This window comes from Azotobacter bryophylli (assembly GCF_042643485.1).
GTDB classification, from domain to species: Bacteria; Pseudomonadota; Gammaproteobacteria; order Pseudomonadales; family Pseudomonadaceae; genus Azotobacter; species Azotobacter bryophylli.
In genome coordinates this window covers 46,392-59,054 of sequence record NZ_JBHRSJ010000016.1, presented here as the reverse complement: position 1 = coordinate 59,054, position 12,663 = coordinate 46,392, and the positions used below count along the sequence as shown (strand labels likewise).

Here is a 12,663-nt window from a genome sequence, read left to right as displayed (position 1 = left end):
CGGCGCGTCTCAATCGGCGCCGGGCTGATGCAGCGCCGTCAGCGACATCGCCCCGGCCAGCGGCAACTCGCCGTCAAGCTCGGCCAGAGCGGCGGTCGCCATGGGCACGGGAGACTGCTGATGGCCATGAACCAGCATGCCGGTCAGCGCGCCGATCAGGGGCTGATGGCCGACCAGCAGGAGCTCCTCCTCGTCGCGAGCGGCCAATTGATCAAGGGCCTGCTGCAGATCGCGTTCCGGCATCAGCCAGTCGACGATGACCAGCTCTGGACAGCCGCCGAACGCCTCTCGCACCAGCTCCGCCGTCTGCCGGGCACGCACGTAGGGGCTGGCGAGGATGGTCCGCAGCGGGCGAGCGGCGAGACGCGCCGCCATGCTCCGAACCTCCTCACGGCCATGGGCAGTCAGCGGGCGCTCGGCATCGGTACGAGCCAGCCACTCGGCCTGTCCATGGCGCAACAGCCAGAGCTTCATGCCTTGGATTCCGGCTCCGCCACCGGGGGAGTCGCGATCAGGCCGGTCAACTCACTGTCGGCAGGCTGCGATTGCGGCCAGTCGGCGAATGGCCAAGGCTTCTCGTCGGTATGGAAAGTGCCGAAGCGAACTATCTGCGCCAGATACTGGCCGAGGCTGTCGCCAAAGGCCATCAGACTGGTGCTCGGCACGCCGTTTATCAGGCGCAGGGCGAGCTGCAGCAGGACGGCGCCGCCCAGCACGAACTGAGCCAGTTGCCAGACGATGCTGAACAGCACCATCCAAAGGATACGCAGCAGAAGCGCCTCTCGCCTCAGCTCTTCGGGTTCGCCCATGGGGCCTCCTCGTTCGGGGATGAAAAGATGCCGGATATGCGTCCGAGCAGGTCAGAAACCTTTGGTCGAAATGAAATCCACGTCGGTCTTGGGGTCGCCGGTCATCAGCGCCTCGATGACTTGATCCAGGCGGCGCCCTTCGAACATGACGGCGTGCAGCCCCTTGACCAGGGGCATGTAGACCTGCAGCTCGTCGGCCTTGGCCTTGAGCACCCTCAGCGTATTGACCCCCTCCGCGACTTCGCCCAGCCGGCTGACCGCCTCCTCGAGGCTAAGCCCCTGGCCCAGGGCGAAGCCCACCTGATAGTTGCGGCTCTTCGGCGAGGAGCAGGTGACGATGAGGTCGCCGACCCCGGCCAGGCCGAGGAAAGTCATGGGGTTGGCACCGAGCTTGACGGCGAAGCGGGTCATCTCCGCCAGGGCGCGGGTGATCAGCATGCTCTTGGTGTTCTCCCCCATGCCTAGGGAAGAGGCCAATCCGGACATGATGGCGTAGACGTTCTTCAAGGCGCCGCCCAGCTCAACGCCGAAACGGTCGCGGCTGGCATAGACGCGGAAGGTACGACCATGCAGGGCGGCCTGCACCTGGTGGCAGAGATCATCATCCTCGCTGGCGATGACCGTGCCGGTCAGCGCATGCTCGGCGACCTCGCGGGCCAGGTTCGGACCGGAAAGCACGCCGATGCGCGCCCGGGGAGCGATCTCCTCGATGATCTGGCTCATCCGCTTGAAGGTGTGCGCCTCGATGCCCTTGGTGGTGCTGACCAGCATCTTTCCCGCGAGCGCGCCGGCGACCGGCTGCAAAACCTCGCGCAAGGCAACGGAGGGCAGTGCGACGAAGATCAGCGAACAATCCGCCAGCGTCGAGTCGAGGTCCGTCACCGGCTCGATACCGGGCAGGATCTTGATGCCCTTGAGATAACGCGGATTCTCGTGCCCGCTGCGCATGGCCTCGGCCTGCGCGGCATCGCGCATCCACAGACGCACGGATCTGCCGTTCTCGGCCAGCAAATTGGCGATCGCGGTGCCAAAGCTGCCACCACCGAGCACCGCAATGGGTTGTTGTGCTGTCATTTCGTTCCATTCCCAGCCGCAAAGCGGCGATGCCAGGCATTATACGGCCCGACTTCGCCAGGGCCAGCCTAGTTGCATCGGTTCCTTTCATTAAATAGCCGTCACGGCGGAGGTGGGCCGGCTCGAAGTAAATTGAAACATCGACAGTCCTTGATTCCCTCAAGAGTGGTAAAGTACGCATTTCTCGCCAACCCGGTCGTGGCTGACCCTGCAACTACCACCCCCGGTTGGCACGACTGTGCTTGACGCTGTGACTTTTCACCCTCAGGCAGCAGTCTATGAATGAGCTGTCGATCCACGCATCAATCGCGTGCAGCCACCAGACGTTTTGTCCGCTCCAAGCACGGACCATTGAGGAACTCGCATGACCAAACAACACGCCTATTCCCGGGAAGATCTGCTGCGCTGCAGTCGCGGCGAGCTGTTCGGACCGGGTAATGCGCAACTGCCCGCCCCCAATATGCTGATGGTCGATCGCATCACGCATATCAGCGAAACCGGCGGAAAGTATGGCAAAGGCGAGCTGGTGGCCGAACTGGACATCAATCCCGACCTGTGGTTCTTCGCCTGCCACTTCGAGGGTGACCCGGTCATGCCCGGTTGCCTTGGCCTTGATGCCATGTGGCAACTGGTCGGTTTCTACTTGGGCTGGCAAGGCAATCCGGGACGCGGACGCGCCCTGGGCTCCGGTGAAGTCAAGTTCTTCGGCCAGGTTCTGCCATCTGCCAAGAAAATCACCTATAACATCCACATCAAGCGCACCATTAACCGCTCGCTGATCCTCGGCATCGCCGATGGCACCGTCAGCGTCGATGGTCGCGAGATCTACAGCGCCGAAGCCCTGCGTGTAGGCCTGTTCACTTCTACCGACAGTTTCTGAAGGACTTCCACATGCGTCGCGTCGTGATCACCGGCCTGGGTATCGTTTCCTGCCTGGGCAATGACAAAGACACCGTTTCCGCCAACCTGCGCGCCGGCCGTCCGGGGATTCGCTACAACCCCTCCTACGCTGAAATGGGCCTGCGCAGCCAGGTCTCCGGCTCCGTGGACCTGGATCTGGAAGCACTGATCGACCGCAAGGTTTACCGCTTCATGGGTAATGCCGCGGCCTATGCCTATCTGGCCATGGAGCAAGCGATCAAGGACGCCCGCCTGAGCCCCGAAGAAATCTCCAATCCGCGCGTCGGTCTGATCGCCGGCTCCGGTGGTGCTTCCACCCTCAACCAGATCGAAGCCATCGACACCCTGCGCGACAAGGGCGTCAAGCGCATCGGCCCATACCGCGTGCCGCGCACCATGAGCAGTACCGTTTCGGCCTGCCTGGCGACTCCGTTCCGCATCAAGGGTCTGAACTACTCCATCTCCTCGGCCTGCGCCACCAGCGCGCACTGCATCGGCGCCGCCATGGAGCAGATCCAGATGGGCAAGCAGGACATGATCTTCGCCGGCGGCGGTGAAGAAGAGCACTGGAGCCAGAGCTGCATGTTCGACGCCATGGGCGCCCTCTCCACCCAGTACAACGAAACCCCGGAAAAGGCCTCGCGCGCCTACGACGCCAACCGTGACGGTTTCGTCATCGCCGGCGGCGGCGGCATGGTGGTGGTCGAAGAGTTGGAGCACGCCCTCAAGCGCGGCGCGCGCATCTACGCCGAAATCGTCGGCTACGGTGCGACCTCCGACGGCTACGACATGGTCGCCCCAAGTGGCGAAGGCGCGACCCGTTGCATGCAGCAGGCGTTGTCCACGGTCGTCGATCCGATCGACTACCTGAACACTCACGGCACCTCGACCCCGGTGGGCGACGTGGCGGAGATCAAGGCAGTGCGCACCGTGTTCGGCGACAAGGCCCCGGCCATTAGCTCCACCAAGAGCCTGTCCGGTCACTCGCTGGGCGCCGCAGGCGTACACGAGGCGATCTACTGCATGCTGATGATGGAAGGCAATTTTATCGCCGGTTCGGCGAACATCGACAGCCTGGATCCGGAAGTCGCCGATATGCCGATCGCCCGGGAAACCCGCGAGAACGTGCAGCTAAACACCGTGATGAGCAATAGCTTCGGCTTCGGCGGCACCAACGCCACCCTGGTCCTGAAGCGCTGGCAGGGCTGATAGGCCCATCCGGCAATGCCGACAAACGCCCCGACCGGTTCGGGGCGTTTTCATTTCCGCCCTGTACGGCATGGATCGATCGGGAAAGCGGCTCCAGCCCGCGACTTCCCTGTCACGGCACCGTGCGAAGAATCCAGCGACTCCCGATCAGCGGCCGGCCACCGGCATGGTCATCAGTTGGAGGTGCTGGGCGATGGCCTTGGGTTCGGCATCCGGGCGGATCTTGGTCCAATGCCTGTTGGCCACGTCGCCGGCGATCAGCATGGTCGCGTGCTCCTGGGGGGACCGGGGATGCAGGGCGGGCATGCCGAGGCGCGAAAGCACCACGGCGAGCTGCTCCTCTCCACCGGTCAGGAAGATCCAGTTCCGCTTGTCCACTCCATGCTCGCGGGCATAAGCCTTCAAGACCTCGGGCGTGTCGTTCTTCGGATCGCTGGTCAGGGTGATGAAATACACGTTGTTGGCCTGGCTACCCAAGGCATGGCGCACCTCCTTCAGCCTGCTGGTGATCAGCGGACAGGCGTCCTCGCACTTGGTGTAGATGACGTTCAGCAGTACCACACGGTTCCTCAGTACATCGCTGTAGAAACGTAGCTGCCTGCCGTTCTGGTCGAGCAATAGGGTATCGGTGAAATAACTTCGAGCGTCCGGCGTGCCTTTGTCCTTCCCGCTACGTATCAGGGGAGGCTGAGCAGGTCGTTCGGATGCGAACTGGTCGCCGGAATGCTCCTGATGGGCCAACGCCGCGGCGCTGAGAAGGACGGCGCCAAGCGCCAGGGCGAGCAAACGAGGGATAGTCATGGTCGATCTCCCTTAACCTTTATACTTACTAATGTGCTACGTGCCCCTGGTGACCACGTTGATGACGCGCAAGGATTCCGACTTCCCGCGTCGGCGCAACCGCCGGCTCGGTGAACCCCTGAGCGTGCATCCGCTCACTGCAGCGCTCGCCTGCCAGGACCGGCGACAGCTGATCGAGAAAGACCGACCAGTCGCCGATCCCTTCAGCGAATCGCTCGCCGCCTGAACCGACACGGCCAGCCAGCTCCTCCCCGATCGGGCCTGTCGGCTCCGGTGATACCCATGCAACCGCGAAGCCGAATCGCGAAGCGGATCAATGCCGATCGAGACCCGACTAACCTCCCTGTCAACCCGCTCCCCCTGCTGCGCCTTCACTGCCTGCATGACCGCGGAGACCACCGGACTGACCGGGGTAGCCTGAGTGTAGATGAGGCCCATGATGGGAAAATGCGTCCCTGTAACCGCTACCTGGGCAGCGAGCCCTTGCGCCTGGTCACCACACAGCCTTGGACCGCTCGGGAGGCCGCCTTGCTCCTTCGCCGACTCGCATCCGAAGCGGCCCCCTTTGCCCACCGATTGTCCCGCTTTCGGCATCGTTCGATACATGCCCGCCCCTCCTGCGACTCCGCTTGCCAAGCACCAACCGACCGATGAATCGGCCTGTCTGCCTGCCAAGTTAGCAACCAGCCATCCATCGCCTCGACTGGCAGGCTGACGGACGGTGGCGGGTCGGTTTCGATCCGGCGCCCGATGCTGCCCACGCAAGGAACAGGCCCTGTCGGAGCGAATCGGACGCCACCCTCCAGCGCTTCGCTCGGCCTGCCTACCAAGTGGATAACGCACCAAAACGGCGCATAATACTCATCACCCAACGGTTCAGCGGGACCTCAGTGGGCAGCCTCTGGCCGCATCGTTTGCAGGAGACGATAGCGCTCCAGCACCCGGGGAACGTAACCCTGGGTCTCGGCGAAAGACGGAATGGCGCTGCCTCGGCTGATGACCGCTCCCGGTCCCGCGTTGTAGGCCGCGAGGGCCAGGCTCAGGTCGTTGTCGAAGAGCCTCAGCAGCTGCTTCAGGTAGCGGGCGCCGCCTAGGATGTTGGCCGCCGGGTCCCAGACATTCTCCACCCCCATCTCGCGGGCGGTGTCCGGCATCAGCTGCATCAGGCCAGCCGCCCCCTTCGGCGAGAGCGCCCAGGGGTCGTAGCGGGATTCGGCATGGATCAGCGCGTGCAGGAGCGCCTCGGGCAGATCGCTCCGCGCTGCCGCAGTGGCCACCATCGCCGCATAGGGAAGCGTACCCGTCAGATCATCAGCAGGCCGCAGCCGCTTCTCGCGCTCCGGCGGCACGTAGGCCAGCGCCTGATGATGGATATTGCTCAGCATGAAGGTTCCGTCCTTGTTCTTCACCCGGTAGATGTCGGCCGACACCGGCATGGGCAGCGCAATGACGGCGCCCAGCAGAAGCAATGCGTGCATTGGCTTCATCGATCCGTCCCCTGGAGTATCGGCTTCGCTCAAGCATAGGCCAAGCCGTGTGTCCGTAAGACGTGTCGCAGTCAGGCTGTCCATCGGCGGCCTGCCGGTGGACCAGGGGACACCGCCTGCAGCGCTCCGGCATGCAGGCTACATCGGGAGCGGCGGTGTCACAGCCTTCCGGTCAGCAGCAGCACCAGGATCACCACCAGCACCACGCCGACGATGCCGCTGGGCCCGTAACCCCAACCGCGGCTGTGCGGCCAGGCCGGGATCACCCCGAGCAGGATCAGGATGAGCACGATCAACAATATGGTTCCCAGACTCATGGCCTTCACCTCGCGATACGAGTGAGCGTACGGGCTAGGCAGACCCATGGGCGTCTGCCCTATCTGGATTGAGCCCTCCGCTACGGAGAAGTTCGAGCCGAGCGGGCGCGGACCTGGCAACGGGGCAGCCATCCTGCCGGCAAGCAGCTGGACGCGCCACGGAGAACCCGGTCGGACGACCCACCCTGTCCGACCGGGAGGCGGCGCGCTATGGCTGGCGCTCGACGGGCGGCGGGTTCCATTTTCCCAGGAGCACCTCGGGCCTGGGCGCGTAGAGGCGCATGGCCAGGTTGAATGCGCTTTTGGGCGCCGGCAGCCAGTTGTCTTCCCTGCCCTCGCCGGGGCTTTCGTGCTGGAAGTACAGGTCCAGCGAGCCGTCGGCGTTGCGCCTGAACGGCATCCAGCTGCTGAGGGCCTGGCGGTTGAGCCGGTTCCCGACCGGAAATCCGTCGCTGTCGTAGAGGGTGATCGACCAGAACGCATCCACCGGCGGCAGGGCGTCCCTGGCGAAATGGATCCGGTAGTTGTAGGCGCCGTCGAGGGGCTTGCCGTCGGCGTCGGCGAGATTCATGGGGTATACGGAATCCTCCGGCAGATTGGCGCCGAGCCCCTGCTGCACGACGATGGCGCGCTTGAGGTAGTAGTTGCCGTAGACGCCCATGGTGTCGGTATTCATCAGCCAGCCGTTGGCGACCCGGGCGATGCTCGCCTCCTTCCAGCGCATGAGGGCCTGGGCTTCTCCGGGAGCCTCCTCAAGGGCTTGCCTCAGGACCGGAGCGAGTCCGTCGAGGCTGAAACTCTTCCCCGGCTCGATGCCGATCTGCCGCATCCGCGCGACGATCGGTTGATCGGTGAGATGGGGCGGGTGCAGTTTGAGCAGTTCGGCCGCATAGGCGAAGAACGCGGCGGCCGGCATGGCATCGACCAGCGTCCTGGGCGGCGTCTTCATATCCACGTCGGGATCGATCCGCCCCTTCGGCGGCTCCGCCTTGCGTCCCCAGCGCGACAGCGGCGTCACCCCGAAGCCGGCCTGGACCTTGTGCACCGCGGAGTAGTCCGCCTTCCCGTCGGTCTTGGTCCGGCCGATGACCCAGACGTAAGGTGTCGGCGCGGCCAATTGCACGAATCCCTGGGGCACCGTTCCGCTCCAGCCGGGCGGAGTCACCAGGAAGTGGCCTGCCCGGGTGCCGGTCGTCCGCCATCCGGGCGAGGCGAAAACGTCCGTCCACATGTCGAGCATCGGCAGCAGGTAGTAGCGCCCGCCCGTGTCCGGCACGGAGATCACCTGCGCCTCCCCGGTGAGATCGAGCCAGGCGAGCGAGTAGAGGGTATCGAAGTTCGGCCGCACCACGCCCCTGAACCGCAACGGCGGATAGATGGGCACGTTGACGAAGGTGTTCATCGGCCCCTTGCCCATCTCCCTGCCGGGCTCGATGTTGGTGAATTGCTTGCGCGTGAGGTCCATGGTCACCAGCGGGTAGAGATAGACGTAGGCGTCGATGCCGATGGAGCGCGCCTGCTCGGCGGTGATTTGCTCCTGGGTCTGCGCCGTTGCCAGCGGACCGAGCGCGTACAGCGCCAGGGTGCAGGCGATGCATTCGAGTCTGGACATTTCGCCGGTTCCCGCAGTGAAGGTCCATATGGGCCGCCGGGCCAACTTGATGGCGGCAGAGAGCGCCCAGGCAAGTAAAGCAGAGGGGGTTCGAGACGACCGATTTCCTGGGTCTTCCGGCTATGACGAGGGCATGCGGTCGCGCCGGATCATGGCGCCGGGGCGGCCGAGGCGCTCGCCCTGGCCTGGGCTCTCAGCTCCCTGGCCACCTGGGCCTGGATCTGGTAGGCGGGCGACTCGACGGCCGAGTAGTCGCGGGTATAGCGCTCGGCGAAACCACGGGTGCCCCACTCCAGGTACTGCTGCACGTGCTTAAGCTCGTGCGCCCAGAGCGCGACGTTATTGAGGGCGTCCTCGGGATTGCGGAAGACGATGATGTCCATCAGGGTGACGGCATTCACGTCGGGGTTCTGCATCACCGCGGATGCGGCGTTCAGCTCACCGTCGTCGCCGGCCTTGTAGCGGACCGACTCGAGCACCCGGAGGTCGTAGTAGGGCTCGAGCTGGGCACGGATGTGCAGCGGAATCGGCTGGACGTTGCCGGCCGCCAGGGTGTTGCGGGACTGCACGATCCAGTTCTCCAACCCGGAGGCGGCCATCTGGTTCACGCTTTCGTAGAGGGCCCCGAAGCCATCCTTGGTGGACGAGCAGAAACAGGGTCCGACGCAGATTTCGGTCTGTCCCTCCGGACAGGCCGCAAAGGGGGAAGACGAAGCGCCGAGGGACAGGAGCAAGACGGCCGACCGACAGAAATGACGCAGGAAAACAGCTAGCAATTGGATCTCCCAGAGGCAATGCCGATCGGCGGATACTGCGTTGGCTGGGGCCGCGCCTGCCGATCGCCCGAGCACAGCTTAGACCAGAGCCACGGTCGTTCGTTACCGGCGATCCTGCGAGGTCTGCTGCACTTCTTCCGCAAGCCGCCGCGGCCATTCCCGGAGTATGCTTCGCCGGATTCCGGAAACGGCCACCGATCGCGCGGGAAAACACGCACGTGACTCCACTCGATTGCCCTACCCAGGCGACCGCCATGCCACGATCGGACGCCCTCCTGCCCTGCAGTCGAAAGGCCCTGCGCCATCTCCTCGGCACGGCCGGAATCGCCGCGCTGCTCGGGCTGGCCGGTTGCGCCACGCAGCCTGCCCACGAAGAAGCTCCTGCGCCACGCCCCGAGGACGTACGGGCGAAGATCGCCCGGCTGATCCCGGCCAAGGTGCCGAACCGCCAAGGCTGGGCGACCGATATCCAGGCGGCGCTGGCGGCGCTGGAAATTCCGCCGAGCGACGAGCACCTCTGTTCCGTCCTCGCCGTGACCGAGCAGGAGTCGACCTTCCAGGTGGACCCGCCGGTGCAGGGGCTACCCGGGATCGCCCGCAAGGAGATCGACAGCCGCGCCGCCCGCCTGCACGTTCCGGGCTTTCTGGTGAGCGCTGCCCTGTCCCTCGACTCGCCGAACGGCAAGACCTACAGCCAGCGACTGAGCGGCGTGCGCACCGAGAAGGAACTGAGCGCGATCTTCGACGACTTCATCGGCATGGTCCCCATGGGCCAGAGCCTGTTCGGCCGGCTCAACCCGGTGCACACCGGCGGGCCGATGCAGGTCAGCATCGCCTTCGCCGAGGAACATGCGCAGGACTACCCCTATCCGGTCGAAGGCTCCATCCGGCGGGAAGTGTTCAGCCGCCGCGGCGGCCTGTACTTCGGCATCGCCCACCTGCTGGACTATCCGGCCCGCTACCCCGAGCCGCTGTACCGCTTCGCCGATTTCAATGCCGGGCGCTACGCCAGCCGCAACGCCGCCTTCCAGCATGCGGTCAGCCGCGCCTCGGGCATACCTCTGGCCCTCGACGGCGACCTGATCCGCTACGGCAGCAGCACGCCGGGATCGACGGAGCTGGCCGTGCGCTCGCTGGGCAAGCGGCTGGAGATGGACAACGCGCAGATCCGCCGCGATCTGGAGCAGGGCAAGGCGCCCGACTTCGAGGACAGCCGGCTCTACCGGCGCGTTTTCGCCCTGGCCGAGAAGACCGCGCGCAAGCCGCTGCCGCGCGCGCTGCTGCCGGGCATCGACCTGAAGAGCCCGAAGATCACCCGCAAGCTCACCACCGCCTGGTTCGCCAGACGGGTCGACGAACGCTACCGGGGCTGCATGGGACGGGCTTCGAGCGGCTGAGCCGGAGCCCAGGCGCCATCCCCGGCCGGGTTTGCGGCGGGAAACAGCATCTGGCCAAGCCCCGCTCCCGGCGCCTCGTATCGCTGCCAGGGCCGCAGGCTGCGGCCGTCGAGGCACCTGGCACTCGGCCCGGCATCCGCTGCCGCCGAACGGCTCGTACCCTCGCCCCTGGCGACGGAACTGGCCCCCCCTGCCTTGGTCCATGGACAGGCGCTGATGTCCCGCCTCCTTTGTCCAGCCAGTCGGCGCCGGCCGGGCAATGCCGTCAGTCAAAGGAGCAATCCCACTCGCGACGGAACGCTACCCCCATGTACAACGACTACTTCGGCCTCGCCGATGCCCCGTTCTCCATCGCTCCCGACCCACGCTACCTGTACATGAGCGAGCGCCATCGGGAAGCCCTCGCCCACCTGTTCTACGGCCTGCAGAGCGACGGCGGCATCGTGCTGGTGACCGGCGAGGTCGGCACCGGCAAGACCACCCTTTGCCATTGCCTGCTGGAACAGGTTCCGGACGACTGCGACATCGTCTTCGTCATCAACCCCAAATTGACCCTGCAGGAGCTCCTGACCACCCTCTGCGAGGGGCTGGGCATCCCGACGCCAGACGACGGCCTCAGCCTCAAGACGCTGTTCACGCGGATCTACGCCCATCTGCTGCACAGCAACGGCCAGGGCCGCCGGACCGCGCTGCTCATCGACGAGGCGCAGTGCCTGTCCGCCGAGGTGCTGGAGCTGCTGCGCCTGCTGACCAATCTGGAAACCCACCGTCACAAGCTGCTGAAGATCATGCTGCTCGGCCAGCCGGAGCTGCGCGACACGCTGGACCAACCGGCCATGCGCCAGTTGGCCCAGCGGATCGTCGCGCGCTACCACCTAGAGCCCCTGACCCGCCGGGAAGTCGCGACCTACGTGCAGCACCGGCTGGCCCTCGCCGGCGCCCGCTCGCACCTCTTCCCGCCGAGGCTGCTGGGGCGGCTGCACACCCTGAGCGGTGGCACGCCGAGGCTGATCAACCTGATCTGCGACCGCGCGCTGCTCGGCACTTACGTCCAGGGCAAGGCCCGGGTGGAGCCGGCGACCTTGGAAAAGGCAGCCCGGGAGGTCCTCGGCCAGCAGGCCTACCGGAGAAAGCGGCTCTGGCCAACGGCCATGGCTGCCGCGCTGGTCCTCGGCCTGTTTCCGGGCCTGTATGCCGCCTACCGCCTGCTGCCGGTCGAAGGCCTGCGGGCCTCGCTCGCCCTCCCGCCCGCCCCCGCCCGGCAAACCGCGGCCGCCGTCGAGGCAGTGCCGCCGCCCGTCGAAGTGCCGGCGACCGAGCCGGGCCTGACGACGGCTCCTGGCGAACCGAAGACCGGGTCCACGCCTCCCGGCATGACCAAGGCCGACTCCGATCTCCTGCCCGAAGCGCCCCCCGCGCCGGGGCCCGACGAGGCGCTGGAAGAGGCCATCGTCGGCCCGTCCGGCCCGGACGCGGCCCGCTACGAGGCCCTGGCCGTGCGCGCCCTGTTCGACCACTGGCAGGCCGGCATCAAGGAGCAGAGCCAGCTCGAGGACGCCTGCCGCCAGGCCCAGGAGATCGGCCTGATTTGCCTGTACCGCAACGGCGGCCCGGATCTGCTGCGCAGCCTCGCCAGCCCGGCCATCCTCGAGCTGCGTCGGCCGGGGGGCGGCGAATTTCCGGTCACCCTGCTGTCGCTGGTCGGGGACCGGGCGCAGCTCGTCGTGGCCGAGTGGACGCAGGCGGCTCCGCTCGCCGAACTGCTCGGACAATGGAACGGTCGCTACGTCCAGCTGCAGCAGGCTCCGCTCAACCGCAGCCGGCGGCGCAGCCTGGACGTCGGCTCCCGCGGGCCCGAGGTGGCCTGGGTCGATCAGCAGCTCGCCCACTGGAAGAGCAAGAACGCCAACCGCGCCGGCAATCCCCTGTTCACGCCCGAGCTCAAGCAGCGGGTCATGGAGTTCCAGCGGGCCAACGGCTTGCCCCCGGATGGGGTCGTCGGCCAGAACACCCTGGAGCGTCTCGCCCAGGTTGCCACTGGAAAGCTGCCCGTTGCGGCTAGGCAGGCGAACTGACATGTCCTACATCCTGGAAGCACTGAAGCAATCGGAAAAAAACCGGCAGAAAGGCCGGGTGCCCGACATTTCCACCGCGCCGACGACCATCCGCAGCTCGTTCGAGGCGCCCTCCCGGCGCATCCGGCCCTACCTGCCCTATCTGCTGCTGGCGGCGGCGCTGGTGGCGCTGGCCGCCGTCTTCCTCTGGTGGAACCCCTGGCAGG

Annotated in this window: 13 protein-coding genes and 1 pseudogene; 6 read left to right on the top strand and 8 right to left on the bottom strand. The window is 66.0% G+C overall.

Going from position 1 to position 12,663, the window contains the following annotated elements; genetic code table 11:
* Positions 1–9: 9 nt before the first annotated feature.
* The 3 genes from sixA to ACFOJE_RS08835 are packed head-to-tail and all read right to left on the bottom strand — an operon-like array spanning position 10 to position 1,883.
* Positions 10–474: a phosphohistidine phosphatase SixA gene (gene sixA / locus ACFOJE_RS08845; RefSeq protein WP_377813956.1), complete on the bottom strand. Its 465-nt coding sequence runs from the start codon at positions 472–474 to the stop codon at positions 10–12.
* A complete protein-coding gene (locus tag ACFOJE_RS08840) occupies positions 471–809 on the bottom strand; it encodes a DUF4389 domain-containing protein (protein ID WP_377813955.1) in 339 nt (112 codons plus the stop codon). Before ACFOJE_RS08840 ends, sixA begins: the two co-directional genes overlap by 4 nt.
* A gap of 51 nt (positions 810–860) precedes the next feature.
* On the bottom strand, positions 861–1,883 hold the full coding sequence (locus ACFOJE_RS08835; RefSeq protein WP_377813954.1) for an NAD(P)H-dependent glycerol-3-phosphate dehydrogenase: 1,023 nt from the start codon (positions 1,881–1,883) through the stop codon (positions 861–863).
* A 364-nt stretch (positions 1,884–2,247) separates the two neighbouring features.
* On the opposite strand from ACFOJE_RS08835, the gene fabA reads away from it, so the two are divergent.
* Positions 2,248–2,763, top strand: coding sequence for a 3-hydroxyacyl-[acyl-carrier-protein] dehydratase FabA (fabA, locus tag ACFOJE_RS08830; protein ID WP_377813953.1), 516 nt, complete (start codon positions 2,248–2,250; stop codon positions 2,761–2,763).
* Positions 2,764–2,774: 11 nt separating this feature from the next.
* A complete protein-coding gene (gene fabB, locus ACFOJE_RS08825; RefSeq protein ID WP_377813952.1) occupies positions 2,775–3,992 on the top strand; it encodes a beta-ketoacyl-ACP synthase I in 1,218 nt (405 codons plus the stop codon).
* A 147-nt stretch (positions 3,993–4,139) separates the two neighbouring features.
* Here the strand turns inward: fabB and ACFOJE_RS08820 are convergent, their stop codons facing one another.
* Entirely contained in the window at positions 4,140–4,793 is a 654-nt protein-coding gene (locus ACFOJE_RS08820) for an SCO family protein (protein WP_377813951.1), read from the bottom strand.
* A gap of 49 nt (positions 4,794–4,842) precedes the next feature.
* Between ACFOJE_RS08820 and ACFOJE_RS08815 the strand changes: the two genes are divergently transcribed.
* Positions 4,843–5,019 carry a hypothetical protein gene (locus ACFOJE_RS08815; RefSeq protein WP_377813950.1) on the top strand — a complete coding sequence of 59 codons (177 nt, stop codon included), beginning with the start codon at positions 4,843–4,845 and terminating at the stop codon, positions 5,017–5,019.
* A 661-nt stretch (positions 5,020–5,680) separates the two neighbouring features.
* Here the strand turns inward: ACFOJE_RS08815 and ACFOJE_RS08810 are convergent.
* The 4 genes from ACFOJE_RS08810 to ACFOJE_RS08795 form a co-directional block, all read right to left on the bottom strand.
* The gene (locus ACFOJE_RS08810) at positions 5,681–6,271 is read right to left on the bottom strand and encodes a lytic transglycosylase domain-containing protein (protein ID WP_377813949.1); all 591 of its coding nucleotides are present in this window, start codon (positions 6,269–6,271) and stop codon (positions 5,681–5,683) included.
* Positions 6,272–6,438: 167 nt separating this feature from the next.
* Positions 6,439–6,597: a DUF3309 family protein gene (locus tag ACFOJE_RS08805; RefSeq protein ID WP_377813948.1), complete on the bottom strand. Its 159-nt coding sequence runs from the start codon at positions 6,595–6,597 to the stop codon at positions 6,439–6,441.
* A 208-nt stretch (positions 6,598–6,805) separates the two neighbouring features.
* Positions 6,806–8,209 (bottom strand): DUF1254 domain-containing protein, encoded by a 1,404-nt coding sequence (locus ACFOJE_RS08800; protein ID WP_377813947.1) that lies wholly within the window; start codon positions 8,207–8,209, stop codon positions 6,806–6,808.
* A gap of 149 nt (positions 8,210–8,358) precedes the next feature.
* Positions 8,359–8,808 carry an eCIS core domain-containing protein gene (locus ACFOJE_RS08795; protein WP_377814129.1) on the bottom strand — a complete coding sequence of 150 codons (450 nt, stop codon included), beginning with the start codon at positions 8,806–8,808 and terminating at the stop codon, positions 8,359–8,361.
* A gap of 431 nt (positions 8,809–9,239) precedes the next feature.
* Here ACFOJE_RS08795 and ACFOJE_RS08790 point away from each other — a divergent pair, with 431 nt between their 5' ends.
* From ACFOJE_RS08790 to ACFOJE_RS08780, 3 genes and pseudogenes are all read left to right on the top strand, one after another.
* Positions 9,240–10,382, top strand: a complete 1,143-nt coding sequence (locus ACFOJE_RS08790; RefSeq protein WP_377813946.1) for a DUF1615 domain-containing protein — start codon at positions 9,240–9,242, stop codon at positions 10,380–10,382.
* A 308-nt stretch (positions 10,383–10,690) separates the two neighbouring features.
* Positions 10,691–12,457 carry an ExeA family protein gene (locus ACFOJE_RS08785; RefSeq protein ID WP_377813945.1) on the top strand — a complete coding sequence of 589 codons (1,767 nt, stop codon included), beginning with the start codon at positions 10,691–10,693 and terminating at the stop codon, positions 12,455–12,457.
* A 1-nt stretch (position 12,458) separates the two neighbouring features.
* Positions 12,459–12,663, top strand: a pseudogene (locus ACFOJE_RS08780) (hypothetical protein); the annotation flags it as partial.

What these genes read in the sequence shown, in the direction of transcription:
- ACFOJE_RS08820 (WP_377813951.1), bottom strand. Translation starts at nt 4,793, where the DNA reads ATGACTATCCCTCGTTTGCTCGCCCTGGCGCTTGGCGCCGTCCTTCTC.
- ACFOJE_RS08810 (WP_377813949.1), bottom strand. Translation starts at nt 6,271, where the DNA reads ATGCACGCATTGCTTCTGCTGGGCGCCGTCATTGCGCTGCCCATGCCG.
- ACFOJE_RS08790 (WP_377813946.1), top strand. Translation starts at nt 9,240, where the DNA reads ATGCCACGATCGGACGCCCTCCTGCCCTGCAGTCGAAAGGCCCTGCGC.
- ACFOJE_RS08795 (WP_377814129.1), bottom strand. Translation starts at nt 8,808, where the DNA reads ATGGCCGCCTCCGGGTTGGAGAACTGGATCGTGCAGTCCCGCAACACC.
- ACFOJE_RS08800 (WP_377813947.1), bottom strand. Translation starts at nt 8,209, where the DNA reads ATGTCCAGACTCGAATGCATCGCCTGCACCCTGGCGCTGTACGCGCTC.
- sixA (WP_377813956.1), bottom strand. Translation starts at nt 474, where the DNA reads ATGAAGCTCTGGCTGTTGCGCCATGGACAGGCCGAGTGGCTGGCTCGT.
- ACFOJE_RS08840 (WP_377813955.1), bottom strand. Translation starts at nt 809, where the DNA reads ATGGGCGAACCCGAAGAGCTGAGGCGAGAGGCGCTTCTGCTGCGTATC.
- ACFOJE_RS08805 (WP_377813948.1), bottom strand. Translation starts at nt 6,597, where the DNA reads ATGAGTCTGGGAACCATATTGTTGATCGTGCTCATCCTGATCCTGCTC.
- ACFOJE_RS08785 (WP_377813945.1), top strand. Translation starts at nt 10,691, where the DNA reads ATGTACAACGACTACTTCGGCCTCGCCGATGCCCCGTTCTCCATCGCT.
- fabB (WP_377813952.1), top strand. Translation starts at nt 2,775, where the DNA reads ATGCGTCGCGTCGTGATCACCGGCCTGGGTATCGTTTCCTGCCTGGGC.
- ACFOJE_RS08835 (WP_377813954.1), bottom strand. Translation starts at nt 1,883, where the DNA reads ATGACAGCACAACAACCCATTGCGGTGCTCGGTGGTGGCAGCTTTGGC.
- fabA (WP_377813953.1), top strand. Translation starts at nt 2,248, where the DNA reads ATGACCAAACAACACGCCTATTCCCGGGAAGATCTGCTGCGCTGCAGT.